Origin of the sequence: Streptomyces sp. NBC_01476 (assembly GCF_036227265.1) — a bacterium.
Taxonomy (GTDB): domain Bacteria; phylum Actinomycetota; class Actinomycetes; order Streptomycetales; family Streptomycetaceae; genus Actinacidiphila.
On record NZ_CP109446.1, the window covers coordinates 8194798 to 8214331 of the forward strand.

Genomic DNA, 19534 nt, shown 5'->3' on the forward strand with positions numbered 1-19534 from the left:
CGAGAGGGCGGTGTCCGTGATACCGGCGGGGCGCTGGGACCGGGACACCGATCCGCCCGCTCCCGGCCCCCCGCCGACAACGGCGGGGCCCGCCACCTGGGTGGTGACGGGCCCCGCAGAAGAGGGGCCCAAGGCCCCCCGCGGGTGTCAGCGCAGCCCGAAGGCCCTGATCACCGTCTGGGTGACACCGTTGCCCGCCGCGTCCCGCACGCTCGCCCGCAGCGACACGAAGGAGGCCCGCCGGGGCGCGTCCAGCCGGAACTCACCGTCATGACCGGCCGTGGACTTCTGCCAGGTCCTGCCGTCGTCGTACGACAGCTCGACGGTGACCGCGCCGATCCGGCCCGCGCCGACCGCGCCGGGCAGCTGCGCGGCGGAGACGGACAGCGCGGTGTTGCGGGCCGCACGGCCGCCGGTGTCGGTACTGATGCCGTAGTCGAGCTGCAGCAGCGGCAGCACGTCCTGGGCGTCCGGCTGCCGCGGGGCCGCGGACGAGAAGGTCCACTCCGTGCTGGTCGTGGCGGAGTACGTGCTGACGGAGGCGTCCCGGCTGTTCTGGATCACCAGCCGGTAAGGCAGCTTTCCGGCGCCGGGTGCGGTTCCGCCGACCACCGTACCGGTGCCCCGGCCCAGCTGGGTGTCGCCCTGGTAGAGGGTCAGGGTCTGCTGGGTGCGCTGGTAGTCCATGGACATGCCGACGTGGTCGTCACCGCCGTAACCGGGTACGTCCATGCTCAGCCAACTGCCGCTGCGGGTGGGCGCCTTGTAGTTGTTGTTGAGGAAGGGGCGCTCGATCGGCTTGAACCACTCCTGGTCCTGGGAACTGCCGGGCCGGTAGCTGGTGCGCGGCTCGATCTCGTACAGCAGCCCGTCCACGTAAGCCTCCTGACCCCACTGGTACGCGCCGCCGGTGGAGACCCAGTCGGTGCGCCGCTCGTTGACCGGCTCCCGCATCGTGGTGCCGATGCCCCAGTCGGAGTACGACGGCCAGTCGAAGCGGAACTCGCCGCCGCCCAGGGTCGGATCGGGACTGTCGAAGGTCTCGTCCACCCGGGCCAGGTTCTTGGCACTGCCCCGCACGACCAGGTCGGAGGGGATCTCGTTGTGCCACGTACGCATGAGGTCGTAGACGTACGGGCTCACCGGCTGCGAGTCGACGGTGAGCCGGGCGTTACGGGCCCGCGCCTGCCGGATCAGCTTCTCGCCCTCGTCGGTGCTGAGCAGCGCGACGTCGATCGGGGCGGGAGTGAACGGGTCGGCGCTGTAGGAACGGATCTGCCGGCCGGGCTGGTCGTTCCCGACCAGCAGGAGCCGCGCCCCCGCCTGCGCCGCCGCGGTGGCCTGTGCGACGTCGGTGACCGCGCTGTTCCGCCGTACGACCACGGCCTTGCCGCGGACGTCCAGCCCCGCGTAGTCGGTGCTCGCGCCGTTTCCGGCGAAGACCACCGGCAGTTTCAGCCGGCCCTCGGGCAGCGGGGTGACGGAGTCCTGGCGGAGCACATCGGTGAAGTCGGTGGTGCTGGTGGCGACGCTCAGCGCGGGCTGCTCCTTGCGCCAGCGCGCGGCCAGGTAGAAGTCGCCGTGCGTGACCTTGCCGGCCATCGGCTGGGCCCACAAGCTGTCGTAGCTGGTCTGGGTCTCCATGTAGTCGCGCCAGGAGGCACCGCCCATCGAGCGGTTGTACTCCAGGCGCTGGTACGTCGCCTCGGTCTTCTGCGGGGTGGTCATCTCGACCCGGCGGGCCTTCGAGGCGTCGAGCAGCACGGTGGCGTCCTGGTCCAGGCTGACGTCGGGGTCGCCGAGCAGCGCCATTCCCAGCGAGTGCGGGCCGTGCACACCGGGCACGTCCTTGAAGGCCAGCACCGAGTACACGGAGCCGGGCAGGAACACCGAGCCAGTGCCGGAGTCGTCGATCAGGAAGAAGTCCGGGTCGTATTCGCCGGACTTGAGGACCTCGACGACACCTGACACCGGATTGCCGTGGCTGTCCTTGAGCACCATCGTCAGCTTATGGGCGACATCGCCCAGGGATACGGCGGTGTGGGCCGCGAGCTCCCCGTCCGTGTCGGTGGCGAGGATCTGGCCGCTGTAGCGGCCGTTGCCGCCGGCCGCGGAGCCGTCGATCGTGACGGTGATCGCCGTGCTGCCGTGCGCGGGCACCACGGCTTTCTCCGCGGAGAGCGTGAACAGGCCCGCCGGAGCGCCGGGGGCCGCCACGGACAGCGCGAGGGTGAGCGGCGCGCCGGTGGTGTTGGTGTAGGTCACGGGGCGCTGGACCGCTCCGGTGGCGCCCGCCGCCACCTGGCCGGCGTACGCGGTCGCCGATGCGAAGACCCGGGCGTGCACGGCCGCCGCGGCGTCCACCCGGCCGCTGCCTGCCTGGAAGGAGTCGTACTGCGGGGTGCGCAGCGAACTGCTGGCCAGCAGATCCTTCAACTGGCCGCCGGTCAGTTCCGGATGGACGGCGGCCAGCAGGGCGGCCGCACCCGCCACGTGCGGGGTGGCCATGGAGGTGCCGCTGAGGGTCTGGTAACTGCCCTCGCCCTCCGGGGCGTACTGGGAGCGTGCCGCGAGCACGTCCACCCCCGGTGCGGTGATCTCCGGCTTGAGGCCGCCGTCGCCGACGCGCGGGCCCTGGCTGGAGAAGAAGGCAACGTTGTCAGTCGCGTCCACCGCCCCGACGGTCAGCGCGGCGTCCGCCGCTCCTGGGCCGCCGATGCTGTCCGGCGCGCCGGCGTTCCCTGCGGCCACTACGAACAGCGCGCCGGTCTGCGCGCTGAGCCGGTCGACGGCCTCGCTCTCCGGGTCGGTGCCGTCCGACGGGGTCTCGGAGCCCAGGCTCATGTTGATGACCTTGGCGTGCTGGTCGGCCGCTGCCCACTCCATGCCGGCCAGCACCCACGAGTCCTGGCCGGAGCCGGCGTCCGAGAGCACCTTGCCGATGTGCAGTTCCGCGCCGGGCGCGACGCCCTTCTCCTTGCCGCCCGAGGCGGCGCCGGTGCCGGCGATGGTCGAGGCGACATGCGTCCCGTGCCCGTTGCGGTCCTCCACATCCTCATCGGGGACGAAACTCTTCGTCGCCGTCAGCCGGGAGACGAGGTCCGGGTGCCCGGTGTCCACGCCGGTGTCGAGGACCGCGACATCCACGCCCTGACCTGTGTCCCCGCCCGCCCATACCTGCGGGGCGCCGATCTGGGCGGTGGTGTCGGCGAGATCCGCGGTCACCTTGCCGTCCAGCCAGATGTGCGCGATCCCGCCGCCGAAGGCTGCCTTCTTCTGGAGCGCGGTCCTGACGTTGCCGCCCGGCGGGGTGCCGGTGACGGCGCTCCAGAAGTCGGCCGAACGGGCCCGGTCCTCGGTGACGGCGGCGCCCTGCACACCCGCCAGAGTCCGCACCAGCGCCGAGCCCTCGGGCGCCGCGGCGGCCCGCAGACCCGGCGCTGCCGTATACGAGACGATGAGCGGCAGAGCGGCGCGGTGCGCGTCGTCGTACCCGTCGGCGACGAGATCGCTCACGTCGAAGAGCCGCCGGTCCAAGGTGCCCTGGGCCAGATAGGGAAGGACGGACTCGGGGTAGACATAGAGGTCGCCGCCCGACTCCATGATGCGGGCCCGCGACGGTGATCCGCCGGGGCCGGTGACGACGACCGTGCCGCCGGACTGCCCGGGGGCCGGCGCCTGGCGGGTGGTGACGACGTCTCCGGTGATCAGTGTGACCGAGTGGGTCCCGGGCGGCACGTTCTGCGGTGCGGCCAGGGGCGCTGTGGTGGACGGGGCCGCGGCCGGCGTCGTGGCGGCGACCGCGGTGAGGGGACTCGACAGTGCGAGGACGGAGGCGCCGGCGATGGCCGGCCGGAACCAGCGTCTGTGTCGTGATGTCAACGGTTTCCCTGCGTCGTGTCGGACAGTTCGGGGACGGTTGTCCCGAAGAGCCCTTTCGGCGCCACCGGTTGGGCGGCGCCGAACGCTCGCAGCGAAGATACGTGCCCATGACACGACTGCATTGTGATCTGCGACACCCGCGGCCGCCGCACCCGGGCCGCCCGCACGCGCCGGCAACTCCGCCGAAACACAATGGACTTCGAGCCTGCGGTAGGCCGCTGCCCGCGGAGTCAGCCGACGCTGATCGCGTCGAGCTTCGCCTTGAGGTAGACCGTGGAGTCCACGGGGTCGTGCGCGACGCGGCCGACGGGGGCCGGGAGAGAGGCCACGGTGGTGTGCGGATCGCACTCGTAGAAGTAGACCAGCGACATCAGGTCCTCGGCGGGCGCGTCGGGTGACGGCGGCAGAACGCGATGGCGGCCGGAGCGCCAGCGGTCCCCGGTCCAACGGGCCATCAGATCACCGATGTTGACGGTGAGGGCCGAGGGCTCGTAGGGGGCGTCGACCCAGCCGGACCCGCCGTCGGCCGGGTCCACGTAGACCTGCAGGCCGCCCTTTCCGTGCTGCCGGTCGAGCAGCGTCACCGTACCGAAGTCGGTGTGCGGGCCGATGCGGAACTGACCCGGCTCCGGCTCGCCGACGACGTCCATACCCGGGTACCAGTTGACGTTCAAGGTGTACGTGGGATGCGCGGTGTGCCGGGTGAAGAAGTCCTCGGCCTGGCCGAGGGCGGCCGCCAGCAGCCGCAGCACCTCGTCCGCCACTTCGCGCATCGCCGCCAGGTACCCCTCCACGACCTCCCGCAGGGCGGGGACCTCCGCGTCGGGCCAGACGTTCGGCTGGAACCAGAACGCGTCCGTCGCCGGGTCGCCGCTCGGCCGGTCCGCCCCCACCGTCCAGGACTCCTTGAGATCCGGGGGAGTGGCGGTCCCCTCGGAGTAGCCATTGGCCTCCGCCCCCCGGCCGAGCCAGCCCCGGCCGCCCACGCTCACCGCGTACCGCTCCTTGGTCCCGGCCGGCAGCGCGAAGAACTCCCGGGCGACGCGCCGCACCACCGCGCGGGTCTCGCGGCTCACCCCGTGCCCGGTGATCAGCAGGAAGCCCGCCCGGGAGAGCGCGGTGTCCACCGCGGCGGCGGTCGCGGCCCGCGCGGCGCCGTCCCCCGACAGCCAAGGGCCCAGATCGATCACCGGGATATCCGTCGCCTCCGGCATGCGCGTTCCTTTCGTTCTGAAGGGCCCGTCGGCATCCGCACGGGCCGGAGCCCGGCAGGCAGCCACCCGGGACCGGGAGCCCGTCGCCCCGGGCCGGGCCCTACTCCCCGATGTCCTCGAACCACAGCTCGGGCCGTGCCGCGATGAACTCCTCCATCAGCGCGACGCACTCCGGGTCGTCCAGCAGCGTCACCCGTACGCCGTGCTCGGCCAGCCACTCGTGCCCGCCGCGGAAGGTCCGCGCCTCACCGATCACCACATGACCGATGCCGAACTGGCGGACCAGACCCGAGCAGTACCAGCACGGCGACAGCGTCGTCACCATCGTGGTCCTGCGGTAGCCGCGCAGCCGCCCGGCGGCCCGGAACGCCGACGTCTCCCCGTGCGCCGAGGGATCGCCGTCCTGCACCCGGCGGTTGCGGCCACGGCCCAGCACGTCCCCGTCCGGTCCGAAGAGCGCCGCACCGATCGGGATGCCGCCCTCGGCGCGTCCGGCCCTGGCCTCCCCGACCGCCACGGCCAGCATCGCCGCCGGGTCCGCGGTCACCGCATCTGTCATGCCACCACTGTCCGGGCACCGGAGCGCCGCCGCAATGTACGGAAGGTACGCACCTTCTCCGCTCGCGGCGGACACGCTGTCGGCGCCCGCGGGGCGCCCGCGCCCGCTGGACCCGACGCGAAACGCCGACGCAACCTGCGGAAAGTACGCTCCGCTACGCCGCCGGAGCCCCGCGGCGCCGGCCGGACCGGCCTTGGAGGTGCGCTGGTGCTGACCCTGAGCGAGATCCTGACGTTCGACGTGCTCGGCAGGGCCGGCGCCGAAGTACTGGCCGGGCACGACGCGCTGGACCGGCTGGTGCGGTGGGTGCACTCCAGTGAGATCTACGAGATCGGGCCGCTGCTGTCAGGCGGCGAACTGCTGCTGACCACCGGACTCGGCCTGGCCGGCGCCGACGCCGGAGCGTGCCGCCACTACGTCCGCGAACTCGACGAGCGGGGTGTGTCGGGCGTCGCCGTCGAACTGGGCAGGTCACTGCCGGACATGCCGTACGCCCTTGTCGACGAGAGCCGGCGCCGGGGACTGCCGCTCATCGCGCTGCGGCAGGTCGTGCCGTTCATCCGGATCACCGAGGCGGTCAACACCGCGATCGTCACCCAGACGCTGACCGATCAGCCGTACCGGCCGGGCGGCGCGGGCGTGCTGGCCGATCTGGAGGGTGGCACCGCGCTCAGCCAGCAGCAGGTGACCGCCCGGCTGCGGGCGCTGGGTTTCCGCCCCGAGCGCGCGCACCGGCTGGTCGGCGTCGCCGTCCACGCGGCCGGTCCGGCGGCTGCCGCGGCCGTACTCGACCGTGCCGCCGAGCGGCTGGGCGGCCCACTGCTGCGGGGAGCAGCTCCGGGTTCCGCCGCCGCGCTCCTCGCGCTGCCGGCGCCGCCGGCGGGTGAGCCGGTGCGGCTGGCGCGGGCCGCCGTCGCGGAGGCGGCAACCGCCCTGCCCGGCACCGACGGGCTGACGTTCGCGCTCGGACCCGCCGTCCGCGCCGACGCGGGCTGGCGCCGCTGGGGCGAAACCCTGCGCGAGGCCCGCGCCACCTTGCGGCTTGCCCTCACCGTGCCGCTGCCGGAGGCCGGTCCTGGCGCGCGGGGCGGCGCCGTGGTGACGACCTCGCGCGCCCTGGCCCTGGAGCGCGAACTGGCCGGTGACGGCCTCACCGCCGCCGGCCGCGCCCGCCTGGTCACCCTGGTCGACCGGGCCCTGGGCCCGCTGCTGGGGTGGGAGGCCGCCCACCCCAGCGATCTCGTGCACACCCTGGAGGTGCACCTGCGCAACGGCTGCAGCCCGACCCGTACCGCGGCGCTGCTGCACGTGGGTCGGCAGTCGCTCTACCAGCGCCTGGAACGTATCGAGTCGCTGCTCGGTCTGCCGGTCGCCGACCCCGAAGCCCACGGCGAACTGCTCTTCGCGGCCTGCGCGCACCGCCTGTTGCGGGCCGCGGACTGATCAGACCGGTTCGGGGACCGCCGCCCGCCGCGAGGTGGCGGGGCCCAGACCCGGCACCTTCCGCAGCGCCACGTACACCGCCCCCGCCACGACGAAGCCGACCGCGAACGCGATGTCGCCGATCTGCGGGACGTGCTGGGCGACCACCCCGGTGAAGTCCGTCTGGTTGGAGAAGAGCAGCACGCCCACCGCGGTACCCACCGCCATCGCGACCGGCCCCGACCAGTTCCGGTACGAGCGGTCCGCGAGAAGCGCGCCGGTCTCCGCGTCGGGCCGGCCGCGCCGCAGGAAGGCATCGACGAAGACGACCGCCAGCCACGGACCGATCCAGTAGGTGATGACCAGCAGGAAGTTCTCGTACCGCGTTCCGGAGTCGTGCAGGCCCGTCCACGCCACGATGGTCCCGGCGACGCCGAAGACCAGTGCGACCGTCGCGCGCCGCACCGCCGCGGGGAGCCGGATGCCCATGGCCACGAAGGACAGCGCACCCGAGTAGATGTTCAGCGCGTTGGCGGCGATCCCGCCGACGGCGATGGCCAGCAGGGTCAGCTTGCCCAGCCACTCCGGCAGCCCGTGGATGAACGCACCGGTGAGGGTGGCGTTCTTCGGGGCGGCCAGCGTCGCCGACGCGGCGCCCACGGTCTCCAGCAGCACGCAGGAAATCAGCACACCGAGCCCGGGCCACAGCGCCACCTTCCACCGGGCGGTGTCGCGGGGCAGGTAGCGGGTGTAGTCCGAGCCGTACGGTGTCCAGCCGGCCGCGTAGCCGAACGCCGCGCCGGTGGTCAGCAGGAAAGCCCCGTTGAAGGCGTGCGAGCCGTCGGCCGCCGAAGGGTGCGCCTTGGCCAGGATGACCGCCGAGGTCACCAGGAAGATCACCGTCAGCACCGGGAAGGCGTACTTCTCCGCCGTGTGGATGAAGTTGTGACCGAGGAACGCGACCGCGATCTGCAGGATCACCACGATGAACAGGCACAGCAGCAGCCGCCAGTGCAGCAGCGTGTTGAGCGCGTACGCGGCGCTGACGCTGTTGACGGCGAACCAGCCGATGCCCGCGCTCAGCGCGTTGAGCCCGGCGGGCAGCGCGTTGCCGTAGAAGCCGAAGGCCGAGCGGCCGGCCACCATCTGGGGTACGCCGAACCGCGGGCCGCGCAGGCCGAGGAAGCCGTGGGCGACGGCGCCGAGCGCGGTGCCCAGCACGATCGCCAGCACCGCGGGCCAGAAGCCGAGGCCGAAGATGCCGACCGCGAGCACCCCGATGAAGACGGTGGCGAACTCCATGTTGGGACTGGTCCAGGTCCACAGCAGTTGCAGCGGGCGGCCGTGCCGGCCGTCGTCGGGGACCGGCTCCGCGCCGGTCGGTTCCACGGCCAGCACGTGGTCGCCGTAGGCGACGATCTCGTCGGGCGCGGCCTGCGGGAGGGCGACGGCGGCAGCTGAGGGGCCGTCACCTCCCAGCGATGCGGGGGAGGAGGTGGGCGTCATGGGGACACTATGGGCGGCCCGCCCGAAGGGGTGAATGTGCAGGGTGTCGCCACTGTCGGCCTTCGCTGCGGACGAACCGTACGCCGCGCGGCCGGCGGACGGCGGTGCTTTTCTGCGCCGTTTCGTACGGATTCCGGCCCGGTGACATCGGCGCGCCCGCCGGCCGCCTCCGCGGGGCGCGCCGCGGGTGTCAGCGGCGGGGCGGGGTCACCCGGGCGGTCTTGCCGAAGAAGACCCGGGTCAGCTGTACCCGGCTGCCGATCTCCAGCTTGGTGTAGATGTTCTTCATGTGCTGCCGCACCGTGTAGACGCTCAGCGTCAGCTCCTCGGCGATCTCGCGGTCGGACAGGCCCGCCGCGACCATGCCGGCCACGTCCGACTCCCGGGTCGACAGTGACGGCAGACGCTGGTTGAGATAACGCGGTTCCGCCGACTCCAGGGACAGCTCCATCACCTCCGCCTCCGGCTGGCCGGGCACCGAGCGGATGGTGCAGTTGAGCACGTCCTTCGTCCCGTCCCGCCGGCGGACCAGGTAGGAGCGGTGCGACTCGGCAACCGACGGCTCGGTGTCCCGCAGGATCCGGTACAGGATGTCGGCGCCCTCCCAGAGCCCGTCGAGCAGCGCCGCCGCCGACGGCGTCACCGTGGGCTCGTCGGAGTCGGGGCTGATGTACGCGACCGCGGCGGAGCTGTTCTCCAGGGCCAGCGTGACCACGTTCAGCCGCTCTTCGAGGCGCCGGCGGGTGCGCAGCGCGGTCACCGCGCCGCCGACCACGCCCGCCATCGCCCCCATCAGGTGCAGGTCCGTCTCGGTGACGGGTGTGTCCGCCCGGTCGGACGCGAAGTCGATCGTGCCGATGATGGCGCCCCGGACCACGATCGGCGCCTTGAGCACGTGGAGCATGTTCTCCATCCGGTCCACCAGCCGGTACACATCGGTCTGCCGCCACTGGTGGAGGGAGCGGCCGGCCAGGTTGTAGACCGGCGACGCGGTCGCCAGTGCCTGCCGGAGCTCGTCGTCGATGGGCCGCCCCAGCCGCTCGTACGTGGTCATGAACCGGTTGCTGACGTTGCGCGAGGCGTACCAGGAGGGGCTCTCGGTGCCCTCACCGAAGAGGTACACCGCGCTCATCGGGAAGTCGATGACCCGCCCGGCGAGCGCCAAGTACGCCTCGCCGAGCTGTTCCAGGTCGTCGACGTCGGCCAGGACGGCGCCCAGCTCCGCCAGGCCGGCGTAGCGCTGCCCGTCACTTCGGACGACGGGCACGAGCGGCGCGCCGCCGGCGCGTTCCTGCTGTTGTCTCTCCATCCGAGTTGGACCCATCTCCATGGGCGCCCTCCGGCCGCACCACGAACCGGACCGGCGCCGACCGCGTTGTCGAGAAGTCGAGAAGCGAGATGTCGCAAAGCCGGGAGCCCGAGGGGCCGGGAGGTCGGGAGGCTGGGGACCGGAGTACTCGGGCCCGGCCGGCACCGGCTGCTCACCCCAGCGCGATGTTCCACGGGCCACACGTCGTCGGGCCCCGCGCGAGGCGCGGGCGGAGAATCCGTAGGCGCAATGTAGCTCCCTTCGCCCGATACCACCAGGGATGATCCGTAAGCGGGGGCGGGTCCCCGACCTCCCGCGCGGCGGTCAGAGGCGCCCCAGCAGCGAGAGCACCGCCTCGGTGAAGGCCGCCGGGCGCTCGTACGGCGGCCAGTGACCGCACCGCGACAGCAGCCGGACATCCGCGTGCCCGATGTACGAGCCGATCGCCAGCGCCTGTTCGAACGGCACCATCCGGTCACACCTGCCGTGCACCACGGACACCGGCATCCGCAGCTCCGCCAGCGCGCTCATATTGCTGTGCGGAACGCTCACCGACCGCCGCTCGGCCGCCCAGTGATCGGACCGGGCGGCCCGTACCGTCTGCAGCGCGTCGACCAGTTCGTCGGTCACCAGGTCCGGGTCGAACCACAGCGCGTGCAGCATCCGCCGCAGGAGGCCCGCGTCCTGCGGCGCCGCGTCGGCCTCCGCGTAGAGCCGGGACACCTCCGAGGGGAAGGGCGTGATCAGGTACGGGTCACCGCCGGTGGACGCGTGGCAGGCGCCGATCAGCAGCGCCGAGACCCGCCCGGGGTGCGCGAGCGCCAGGTCGATGCCCGTGGTCGCCCCCATCGAGCACCCGATGACGGGCGCACGGGAGATACCCAGGTGGTCCATCACCGCCAGCACCGCGCGGGCACTGACGTCGTGCACCGGCTCGTGGTACTCCACCGGGCCGGTCAGGCCGTAGTTCGGCAGGTCCACCGCGACGCACCGGAAGTCGCGCGCCAGCCGTTCGAGCACCCGGCCGTAGACCAGTGAGGCGGTCGCGCCCGGCCGCGGCCCCCAGGCCTGCACCAGGATCAGCGGGTCGCCGCTGCCCCGGTCCAGGTACCCGACGTCCATCTCCGGGGTGTGCAGGGTGTGCTGGAACCTGCCGTCCAGCAGCACTCGCGGGAACGGAGCGGATCCGGCGGTGGCGGTCATGCGGGGCTCACATCCTGCCGGGCCGCGTCCCGCCGCAGCCGCCGCAGGTCCGTGGCGGGATCACGCAGGGCCGCCGGGTCGACGGCCGTGCCGTGCTCGATCAGGGACATGGCGGCGCGCACCTCGCGCTGGGCGTCGATCCCCACGGCGCCCACCACCCGGTCGCCGTTGAGGTAGAAGTACGAGGCCGCGCCGCCGGGCAGTGGCCGCGCCACGATGCCGGCTGTCTCGTCGACCCGGCCGGCGACCTGTACGTTGACGCCGAAGTGGTCGGACCAGGACCAGTGCACGCCGCGGTACGGCGTACGGTCGCCGAGCATCGCCCGGGCGGCGGCCTGCCCCTGGTTCTGGGCGTTGAGCCAGGTCCCGTGCCGGGTCCGGCCGCCGACGCTCGGATCGTGGAAGCTGGCGATGTCACCGGCCGCGAACACCCCAGGCACCCGGGTCTCCAGCCGCTCGTCGACCACCACACCGTGCCGGGTGTCGAAGTCCTCCCGGTCCAGGTACTCCAGCGAGGGGCGCTGGCCGATCGCGACCAGGACCAGGTCGGCCGGCACTTCCTCGCCGCTGGTGAGCACCACCCCGGTGACCCGGTCGCCGCCCCGGAAGCCGGTCACCGTCACCCCGTTGCGTACCGTCAGGTGCTCCCCGGTGTAGCGCGTGGCGAGTTCGGCGGCGGCGTGGCCGCCGACCGTCCCGGTGAGCGGCAGCCGGGACCGGCACAGCCAGGTCACCTCGTTGCCGAGCGCGGTGGCCGCCGAGGCCACCTCGACGGCCAGGAACCCGCCGCCGATCACCGCGACGCGCAGCCTGCCGCGGCGCAGCCGGTCACCGAGCGCCTCCGACTCGTCGGCGGTGCGCAGGTAGTGCACCCCGGGCAGGTCGGAGCCGGCGAGATCCAGGCGGTGCGGAACTCCGCCGGTGGCGAGCAGCACCTTGTCCCCCTGGATGCGCAGCCCGCTGCGCAGCCGCACCGAACGGTCCGCGGTGTCCAGCGCGGTCACCGGATCGTTCAGCACCAGGTGCACCGCGATGTCCATCCAGTCCTCCCACGCCCGCAGCGTGGTCGACTCCACGGGGCTCGCGCCGGTCAGGCACTCCTTGGACAGCGGCGGCCGTTCGTAGGGCAGCCGGCCCTCGTCGCCGATGAGGAAGATCCGGTCCTCGAACCCCCGCGCGCGCAGTGTCTCGGCGGCGCGGGCACCCGCCATGCCGGCGCCGACGATGATGTATGACTTCTTGTTCGCCATCGCTCGATTCCGCTCGCCGTCCGGTCAGAAGAACACGCTGAGGTTCTTGGAGAGCACCAGGTTCTGGTCCAGCAGGATGATCCGGTCCGCGATCAGGAAGCTCTCCCCGTGGGTGCGCAGCACATCGCGGCGCTCGCCCGCCCACAGATCCACCTCGGCCTCCAGCCGGTTGCGGTAGACGAGGAAGCTGGACCGCACATGGAACTCGCCGTCGGTCCCGGCGGGTTGCACCCGCACATTGGTGACCAGGTGACGGGAGCGGGACGGCGGGTCCTCCGCCCAGTGCATCCCGCTCTCCAATTGCTGCACCCGCAGATCCAGGGAGTTCACGTCGTCGTCGAAGTGCGCCACCTCCAGGCCGCCGGAGTCCTCCGCCTCGTCGGTCTTGCGCTGGCGGCGCAGCCGGTTGCGCCGGATCGGCATCCGGTAGTGGGCATCCTCGGCGAACAGCTGCTGCCAGGTCCGCCACTGCCAGTCGTCGAGCAACTCGGCCTCGGCGTAGAGGAACTGCTCGATCGCGACCTGCGTCTCCACCGGGACCCTGGCCATCCCCATCGACCGGAAGGCCGGGGCCGACGTACCGCGCTGTGACTGCTCACCGGTGGTCAGCACGGTGCACCTCCCGCCGGAGCGCCGAGGCGGCACCGAAGGCGCCGGGCCGGGACGCCTCGTGCTCACGCCGGTCGGGTTCCAGGGCCTCGGCCACCGGCCAGCTCTCGCTGGTCATGAACTCCAGCCACCGCCGGTAGAAGGCGCGTTGCGGACCCTCGCCGAAGTAGTTGCGCAGCACCCGGCCCGGGTACACCGGATCGTGGTCGGTCTCGTGGCCGTGGCCCATCTGGTAGTTCCAGGCCATCTTCCGGGTCTGGGTGCCGCGTTGGAGCATCTGCCCGATGAGGTCCCAGTTCTCGCCGTCGTCGGTCTCCACCACGCCGGCCGCGCCTTCGGTGAACGCAGCCGAGGTGCGCTGGGCGCGCTTGACCTCTTCGGGGGCGTCCTTGTCGACGATGGTCCAGGACCAGATCTCGAACTCGTTGGGGCCCTTGGGATGCCACATGCGCAGATTCGCCGAACCGGGCAGCCCGGACAGGTTGGGGAACACCGTGAAGTTCCCCACCGTGTTGGCCCGCGCGTCGCCCAGCCGTTCCAGCCGCTCCGGCACCTGGGCCTGGTTGTAGCGGCCCAGCGGGTCGTCGGCGAAGCGGGTCATCCGGTCGAAGATCATCGAGTAGCCGTGGCCCTGCCGCGAGGCGAACTCGATGCCCTTGATGTCCCGCAGGAAGGAGGGGTCGAAGGTGCCGAGCGAGGAGGCGTGGGTGATCACCGCGTGGTAGCCGTCGCCGCCGAACTGCTCGGCGCCCAGCTTCCAGTTGCCGTGGATCGTCCACTTGATGACGCCCGGCAGCACCTCGATCCCGCCGGGCGTGCGGTCCACCCAGGCGTCGATGTAGTAGAGCATGTCGCCGAGGAAGTCCTCCAGCGGCGGCGCGGTGGGGTCGAAGGTGGCGAACCACAGCCCCTTGTACTGTGCGATCTGCGCCACCTCGACCAGGCCCCACCGCTTCTGGTCCAGCTCGTTGAAGTACGCGGTGTCCAGGTTCGGTACGTTGATCAGCTCGCCCGCGGTGTTGTACGTCCAGCCGTGGTACGAGCACATGAAGTTCTTCGCGTTGCCGTCCTCGGCGCGGCAGACCTTCATCCCGCGGTGGCGGCAGGCGTTGAGGAACACCCGTACCCCGCCGTCCCGTTGCCGGATGGCCAGGACGGGGTCGCCGCCCATGTACGTGTTCAGGAAGTCGCCGGGCCCGGGCAGCATCGAGTCGTGCGCGATGAAGAGCCAGGCCCGGCCGAAGAGACGGTCGAGTTCCTGCCGGTAGATGTCGTCGTTGATGAAGATCTCCGGGCCGATCAGCCCGTTCTCCCAGTCCACCAGCTCGTTGAGCCGGGTGGCGTCGGTGTCGCTCACCTGTGTCTCCGTCCGTGTGCCGTCGGTGTGGTGTCTCGTGTCATCGGTGTGGACTCTGCGAGGTGTCTGCGTGGTGTCCGTGATCGTGCGGGGCTGCGGGCGGGCTCTCAGGTGTCCAGGAACGCCTTGACGACCGCGGTGTACTCGGCCGGCTGCTCCTCCTCCATGTGGTGCGGGCCGTTCGCCATCACATACAGCGAGGAGCCCGCCACCAGCCGGGTGAGGCCGAGCGCGTACTCGGGGACCAGGAAGGCGTCCCGGTCGCCCCACAGGAACAGCGTCGGCGCCCGCACCAGGCCCAGGTGCTCCTCAAGGTCCTGTGGGATCCCGCGCCCGCCCTCCGCCGACCAGTCGGGCCCGAGCGCGATCAGCGCGGGGTCACGGCTGAGCTCCCAGCGCAGGTCGTAGGTCCAGCGCGGTATGTCCCGCGCGCCGGTCCACTCCAGCTCGGCCATGATCGCCAGGAGCTTGTCGCGGTCCGGGCCCGCGCCGCCGTAGTAGTCCTCCCAGGCGGTCCGGCCCTTGACGCCGAGTTCGGGCGTCGGCGGCCGGGCCCCGCGCCGGACCGGCTCGCTCCCGGTGACCACCAGGCGGCGCACCAGTTCGGGGCGTTCGGCGGCCAGCGCCAGCGCCGCCGACCCGCCGATCGAGTTGCAGACGAAGTCGGCTCCGGTGACACCGATCGCGTCCAGCGCCTGCCCGATGACCTGCCCGTGGTAGCTCCAGCGGGGCGCCCGGAACGGCTCCTTGCTGGAACGGCCGAAGTGCAGCATGTCCATCAGCAGGACCCGGCGGTCGGCGGCGAACGAACCGGCGACGCTGCCGAAGTCCGTCCAGCCCGAGCAGCCGGGGCCGCCGCCGTGCAGGAACACCGTGGGGCGGCCGGTGCCCAGGTCGATGCAGTGGATGGTGTGCGGGCCGGCCGCGATCTGCTCGCCGTCGGGCTCGGCCAGTTCGATGTCACGCACCGGGGCGGACCTCCTTCACGGGGTGGGCGGGGTGGGCGGCCGGGCTCACTTGACCAGCGGAAGGTCGGTGAGCGAGCAGGTGCGGTCCTTCGGCGCCACGAAGTCCTTGACCGTCGCGCCGGTGACGATGTCGCTCTTCACCACGTACTGCGCCGGGGCGCCGCCCTTCTTCGCGGCCTGCATGGCGGCGGCCACCGTCCAGCCGGTGCACTCCGGGTCGGTGTCGACCGTCGCGGTGACGGTGCCGCTGCGGACCGCGGTGATCGCCGACGAGTCGCCGTTCACCCCGGTGACGACGATGCCGCCCGGATCGGCGGCCGAGTACACCTTCTTGCCCGCGGCGATGACAGCAGAGGAGACACCGAGCGCGGAGGCGTCGTTGTAGCTCCAGAAGCCGTCGATGTCGGGGTGGGCCGAGAGCAGGTCCTGCGCCAGCGAGGAGGCGCCGCTGCTGGTGTCCTGGGTGTTGTCCTGCTGGGTGACGACGGTCAGCCCGGCCTGCTTCGCCGCGGCGGTGAAGCACTTGGTCAGCGCCACGATCGAGGGGGCCGGCGGGCCGGAGATCACCGCGATCTTCCCGTGCGGCTTGTCCTTGGCGAACAAGGCGGCGAGCTGGTCCACGACACCGCCGCTCTTACAGGTGTTGACCTCCCACCACACCGCGGTGGTCACGCCCGACCCGGCGGAGTTGACGCCGACCACCGGGATGCCGGCGCCCTTGGCGTTGGCGTACACCCCGGCGATGGCGTTGTCGTCCAGTGCCCAGGCACCCAGCGCGCCGACCTGCTGGTCGATCATGGTCTGGACGTTGGACACCTGGGTGTCGGCCGACAGGTTGGCGTCGTAGACCTTGGCCTTCCAGCCGAGGCTGGACGCGGCTGCCTTGAAGCCGTCGGAGAGGTTCTTCTGGCCCTCCTGGGCCATGACCGGCGAGGACAGTCCGACGGTCAGCCCGCCGCCGCTGCCCGAACCGCTCCCGGTCGAGCCGGAACCGCCGTTGCCGCACGCGGTGGCGACCGCCAGGGTGCCGGCCGCCAGGCCGGCGAAGGCGAGGCGCGAAACTCTGCTGTGCATGGTGTACGTCCCATCCGATGAGGGTGTCGAGGGTCGGGGGTGGGGGGTGGGGGTGGGCTCGTAGGGGAGGGGGTCAGGCGCGCGACCGGGCGATCACACAGCGCCCGGCGGCCGAGACCAGGACCTGGCCCTGCTCGACGCGCACCGGGTAGGTGCCGACCGGGTCAAGGGCGGGCGCGGTGAGGGCCTCACCGGTGCGGACGGAGAAGGTGGCGAAGTGGAGTTCGCACTCGATCCGGTCACCGTCGAGATAGCCGTCGGACAGCGAGTACTCGGAGTGGGTGCAGGTGTCGTCGATGGCGAAGAACGCGCCGTCCACGTTGAAGACCGCGATGGGCGGGCAGACCCCCGGCACCTTGATGCCCTCGCCCGGCGCGAGGTCGTCCTGCCGGCAGACCACGGTCCACTCCGGCTGCCCGGACGCGCTCACCGCGCCTCCTTGATCAGGGGCACGGCCGCCTCGGGCCGGCGGCGGCGCCGGCTCTGCCAGCGGGCCGCGCCCAGGCCGACCGCGAGGATCAGCAGCAGACCGTTGACCGCCTGCCGCCAGAAGCTGGAGATGTCGGCCAGCGTCATGATGTTCTGCACCACGCCGAGGAAGAGGACGCCCAGCACCGTCCCCCAGATGCTGCCCTTGCCGCCGCTGAAGGAGGTGCCGCCGATCAGGACCGCGGCGAGCACGCCGTTGAGCAGTGAGGGGTCGATCTGCGGCGAGGCGCCGGTGAGCCGGCCGACCTGGACGACGCTGCCGATGCCGGCGCCGAGACCGGCCAGGGTGTAGACGATCGCGGTGGTGTTCTTGACGTTGATGCCGTTGAGCCGGGCCGCCTCCGCGTTCGATCCGACCGCGAACACCGAGCGGCCGAAGCGGGTGTAGCCGAGCACGCCGGCGGCAAGCAGGACCAGCACCACGTCGAAGATCAGGATGACCGGCACCGATCCCACGTCGCCGGTGGCGAAGGTGTGCACCGGCCCGAAGTGCGGCTTGGCGAAGACATTGACCGTGGAGCCGTTGTGCACCACCAGCGCCAGGCTCGCCGCGATGGACGCCATGCCCAGCGTGACCACCAGGAAGGAGATCTTCAGCCGGGAGATCAGCACACCGTTGACGACGCCGAGTCCCGCGCCGACGACCAGGGTGCCGAGCACACACACGGCGGTCGGCGCCCCGGAGTCCAGCAGCAGGCCGAGGCCCATGCCGGCCGCCGCGGTCATCGAGACCACGGACAGGTCGATGCCGCCGGCGATGATGACGAAGGTGGAGCCGATCCCCAGCGACATGGCGACGCTGTTGGCGCCCACGATGTTCATCAGATTGGGCCAGGTGAAGAAGGCCGGCTGGGCGATCGAGGAGACCACGACCAGGACGATCAGGGCGACGAGGACACCACCGGTGTCACCCAGCCGCGGACGCGGCAGCGGCAGGTGCCGCGGTGCCCGCTCACCGGGCCCGGCGCTGGAGGGTTCAGCCTGCTGGTGAAGAGCTGTCATGTCGGTTCCTGTCAGGTGAGGGTGGCGTGACGTCAGGCGGCTTTCCGCTGGGGTCTGCCGGTGACCATGGCGCGGTTGACCGCTTCCTCGGTGATCTCCGGCCCGGTGAACTCCGCGACGACCGCGCCCTCGTACATCGCCAGCACCCGGTCGCACACCCCGCACAGTTCGTTCAGCTCCGACGAGATGAAGACCACGCCCGCGCCCCGGGCGGTCTGTTCGCGCAGCAGGCCGTAGATGGCGCTCCTGGAGCCGACGTCGATGCCCCGGGTCGGCTCGCTGAGCACGTAGACGGGGAGGTTCAGGTCGAAGAGCCGGCCGACGGTGATCTTCTGCTGGTTGCCGCCGGACAGCGCCAGCACCGGCAGGTGCGCGGAGGCGGTACGGACGCCGTAGCGGCGCAGCGCCGCCACCACCCGGCCGGTCTCGGTCCGCGGCCTGCGGATGCCGTACCGGAAGACGTGCTGGGGCCAGGCGAGGGCGAAGTTCTCGGTGACCGACCGCTCCAGCAGCAGGGACTTGGCCTTGCGGTCCTCGGGGACGAATCCGAGGCCGTCGCGGAGCACCGCCCCCGGCCGGCCGAGCCGGACCGTGCGGCCGGTGACCTCCACCCGCCCCCTGGCCGGCACGGCGCCGGCCAGCGCGTGGCCGAGGGTCTCCTTGCCGGAGCCCGACAGGCCGGCCACACCGACGATCTCGCCGGCCCGCACGGTGAGGTCGACCCGGCGGAGCCCGTGGGCGGGCGCGGTCAGGCCGACAGCGGTCAGCGCGGCCGGCGAACCGTCCAGCGAGTGGGATCGGCGCCCGTAGTAGTCGCCCAGTTCACGCCCCACCATGAGGCGGACCAGTTCCTCCTCCGGGGTGTCCGGGATGCCGACGGTGGCGACGATCCGGCCGTCGCGCAGGACGGCGGCACGGGAGGCGGCCCGGTAGATCTCGTTCATCCGGTGCGTGATCATCACCACCGCGGTGCCGGACCGGCGCCGCTGCTCGACGAGTTCGAGCAGCCGGTCGGCGGCGTGCTCGGAGAGCGAGCTGGTGGCCTCGTCCAGGATCAGCACCCTGGGGTCGGTGGCCAGCGCGCGGGCGATCTCCACCTGTTGCTGCGCCTCGATCGGCAGGTCCGCGACCCGCGCACGGGGGTCGAGCGGCATCCCGTACGTCTCCAGCAGGTCCGCCGCGGCCGACCGCAGCCGCCGCCACGACACCGCCAGCCGGCCGGACACCGGCAGCCGGCCCAGGAAGACGTTCTCGGCGACCGTGAGGTCACCGGCCAGCGTCAGCTCCTGGCTGATCAGCGCGATCCCGTGCGCGCGGGCGGCCTTCGCGTCCGGAATACGGGTCCGCCGGCCGTCCAGCAGTATCCGTCCCGCGTCGGGATGGAGCATTCCGCCGAGGATCCGGGCGAGCGTCGACTTTCCCGAACCATTCTCGCCGGTAAGTGCGGTGACGGTGCCGGCATGAAATTCCGCAGTGGCGTCCTGTAGTACGACAGCGGCGCCGAACCGCTTCGTGATTCCCTCGGCCCGCAGCAGGGGCACCGGGCTGACCTGCTCGTTTCCCGATTTCATAGCCGAGAGACTAGGCCGCGCGAAGTCGCCGCAACCATCCCCGCAGAGCGGCAAAACGGCGCCTCCCTAATTTTAGGGAGGCGCCGTAATGAGGTCGCCACAAGGGTTTCCGGCGGGTT

General features: G+C 72.0%; 15 protein-coding genes. 1 reads left to right on the top strand and 14 read right to left on the bottom strand.

The features are described from left to right. Nucleotides 1-147: 147 nt before the first annotated feature. The 3 genes from OG552_RS35550 to OG552_RS35560 form a co-directional block, all read right to left on the bottom strand. Entirely contained in the window at nt 148-3882 is a 3735-nt protein-coding gene (locus OG552_RS35550; RefSeq protein WP_329140194.1) for a S8 family peptidase, read from the bottom strand. 230 nt (nt 3883-4112) lie between these two features. Continuing rightward, nucleotides 4113-5096 carry an isopenicillin N synthase family dioxygenase gene (locus tag OG552_RS35555; RefSeq protein ID WP_329140196.1) on the bottom strand — a complete coding sequence of 328 codons (984 nt, stop codon included), beginning with the start codon at nt 5094-5096 and terminating at the stop codon, nt 4113-4115. Between the two features lie 100 nt (nt 5097-5196). Beyond that, nucleotides 5197-5655 (bottom strand): nucleoside deaminase, encoded by a 459-nt coding sequence (locus OG552_RS35560; protein ID WP_329140198.1) that lies wholly within the window; start codon nt 5653-5655, stop codon nt 5197-5199. A 207-nt stretch (nt 5656-5862) separates the two neighbouring features. Between OG552_RS35560 and OG552_RS35565 the strand changes: the two genes are divergently transcribed. Beyond that, the gene (locus tag OG552_RS35565; protein WP_329140200.1) at nt 5863-7098 is read left to right on the top strand and encodes a PucR family transcriptional regulator; all 1236 of its coding nucleotides are present in this window, start codon (nt 5863-5865) and stop codon (nt 7096-7098) included. On the opposite strand, the gene OG552_RS35570 is transcribed toward OG552_RS35565, so the two are convergent. From OG552_RS35570 to OG552_RS35620, 11 genes are all read right to left on the bottom strand, one after another. Continuing rightward, a complete protein-coding gene (locus OG552_RS35570; protein ID WP_329140202.1) occupies nt 7099-8583 on the bottom strand; it encodes a purine-cytosine permease family protein in 1485 nt (494 codons plus the stop codon). Nucleotides 8584-8773: 190 nt separating this feature from the next. Further along, the gene (locus tag OG552_RS35575) at nt 8774-9892 is read right to left on the bottom strand and encodes a LuxR C-terminal-related transcriptional regulator (protein ID WP_329140204.1); all 1119 of its coding nucleotides are present in this window, start codon (nt 9890-9892) and stop codon (nt 8774-8776) included. 324 nt (nt 9893-10216) lie between these two features. Then, entirely contained in the window at nt 10217-11095 is an 879-nt protein-coding gene (locus OG552_RS35580) for an alpha/beta fold hydrolase (protein WP_329140205.1), read from the bottom strand. Then, nucleotides 11092-12345, bottom strand: coding sequence for an NAD(P)/FAD-dependent oxidoreductase (locus OG552_RS35585; RefSeq protein ID WP_329140207.1), 1254 nt, complete (start codon nt 12343-12345; stop codon nt 11092-11094). Before OG552_RS35585 ends, OG552_RS35580 begins: the two co-directional genes overlap by 4 nt. Before the next feature lie 24 nt (nt 12346-12369). After that, nucleotides 12370-12957 carry an aromatic-ring-hydroxylating dioxygenase subunit beta gene (locus OG552_RS35590; protein WP_329140209.1) on the bottom strand — a complete coding sequence of 196 codons (588 nt, stop codon included), beginning with the start codon at nt 12955-12957 and terminating at the stop codon, nt 12370-12372. After that, nucleotides 12941-14311, bottom strand: coding sequence for an aromatic ring-hydroxylating dioxygenase subunit alpha (locus OG552_RS35595; protein WP_329140211.1), 1371 nt, complete (start codon nt 14309-14311; stop codon nt 12941-12943). Before OG552_RS35595 ends, OG552_RS35590 begins: the two co-directional genes overlap by 17 nt. 107 nt (nt 14312-14418) lie before the next feature. Continuing rightward, nucleotides 14419-15279, bottom strand: coding sequence for an alpha/beta fold hydrolase (locus OG552_RS35600; protein WP_329140213.1), 861 nt, complete (start codon nt 15277-15279; stop codon nt 14419-14421). Nucleotides 15280-15324: 45 nt separating this feature from the next. Beyond that, on the bottom strand, nt 15325-16353 hold the full coding sequence (locus OG552_RS35605; RefSeq protein ID WP_329140215.1) for a sugar ABC transporter substrate-binding protein: 1029 nt from the start codon (nt 16351-16353) through the stop codon (nt 15325-15327). 73 nt (nt 16354-16426) lie between these two features. Further along, nucleotides 16427-16783 (bottom strand): bifunctional 3-phenylpropionate/cinnamic acid dioxygenase ferredoxin subunit, encoded by a 357-nt coding sequence (locus tag OG552_RS35610; protein WP_329140217.1) that lies wholly within the window; start codon nt 16781-16783, stop codon nt 16427-16429. Then, the gene (locus OG552_RS35615; protein WP_329140219.1) at nt 16780-17844 is read right to left on the bottom strand and encodes an ABC transporter permease; all 1065 of its coding nucleotides are present in this window, start codon (nt 17842-17844) and stop codon (nt 16780-16782) included. Before OG552_RS35615 ends, OG552_RS35610 begins: the two co-directional genes overlap by 4 nt. A gap of 32 nt (nt 17845-17876) precedes the next feature. Then, on the bottom strand, nt 17877-19415 hold the full coding sequence (locus OG552_RS35620) for a sugar ABC transporter ATP-binding protein (RefSeq protein WP_329140221.1): 1539 nt from the start codon (nt 19413-19415) through the stop codon (nt 17877-17879). Nucleotides 19416-19534 lie beyond the last annotated feature (119 nt).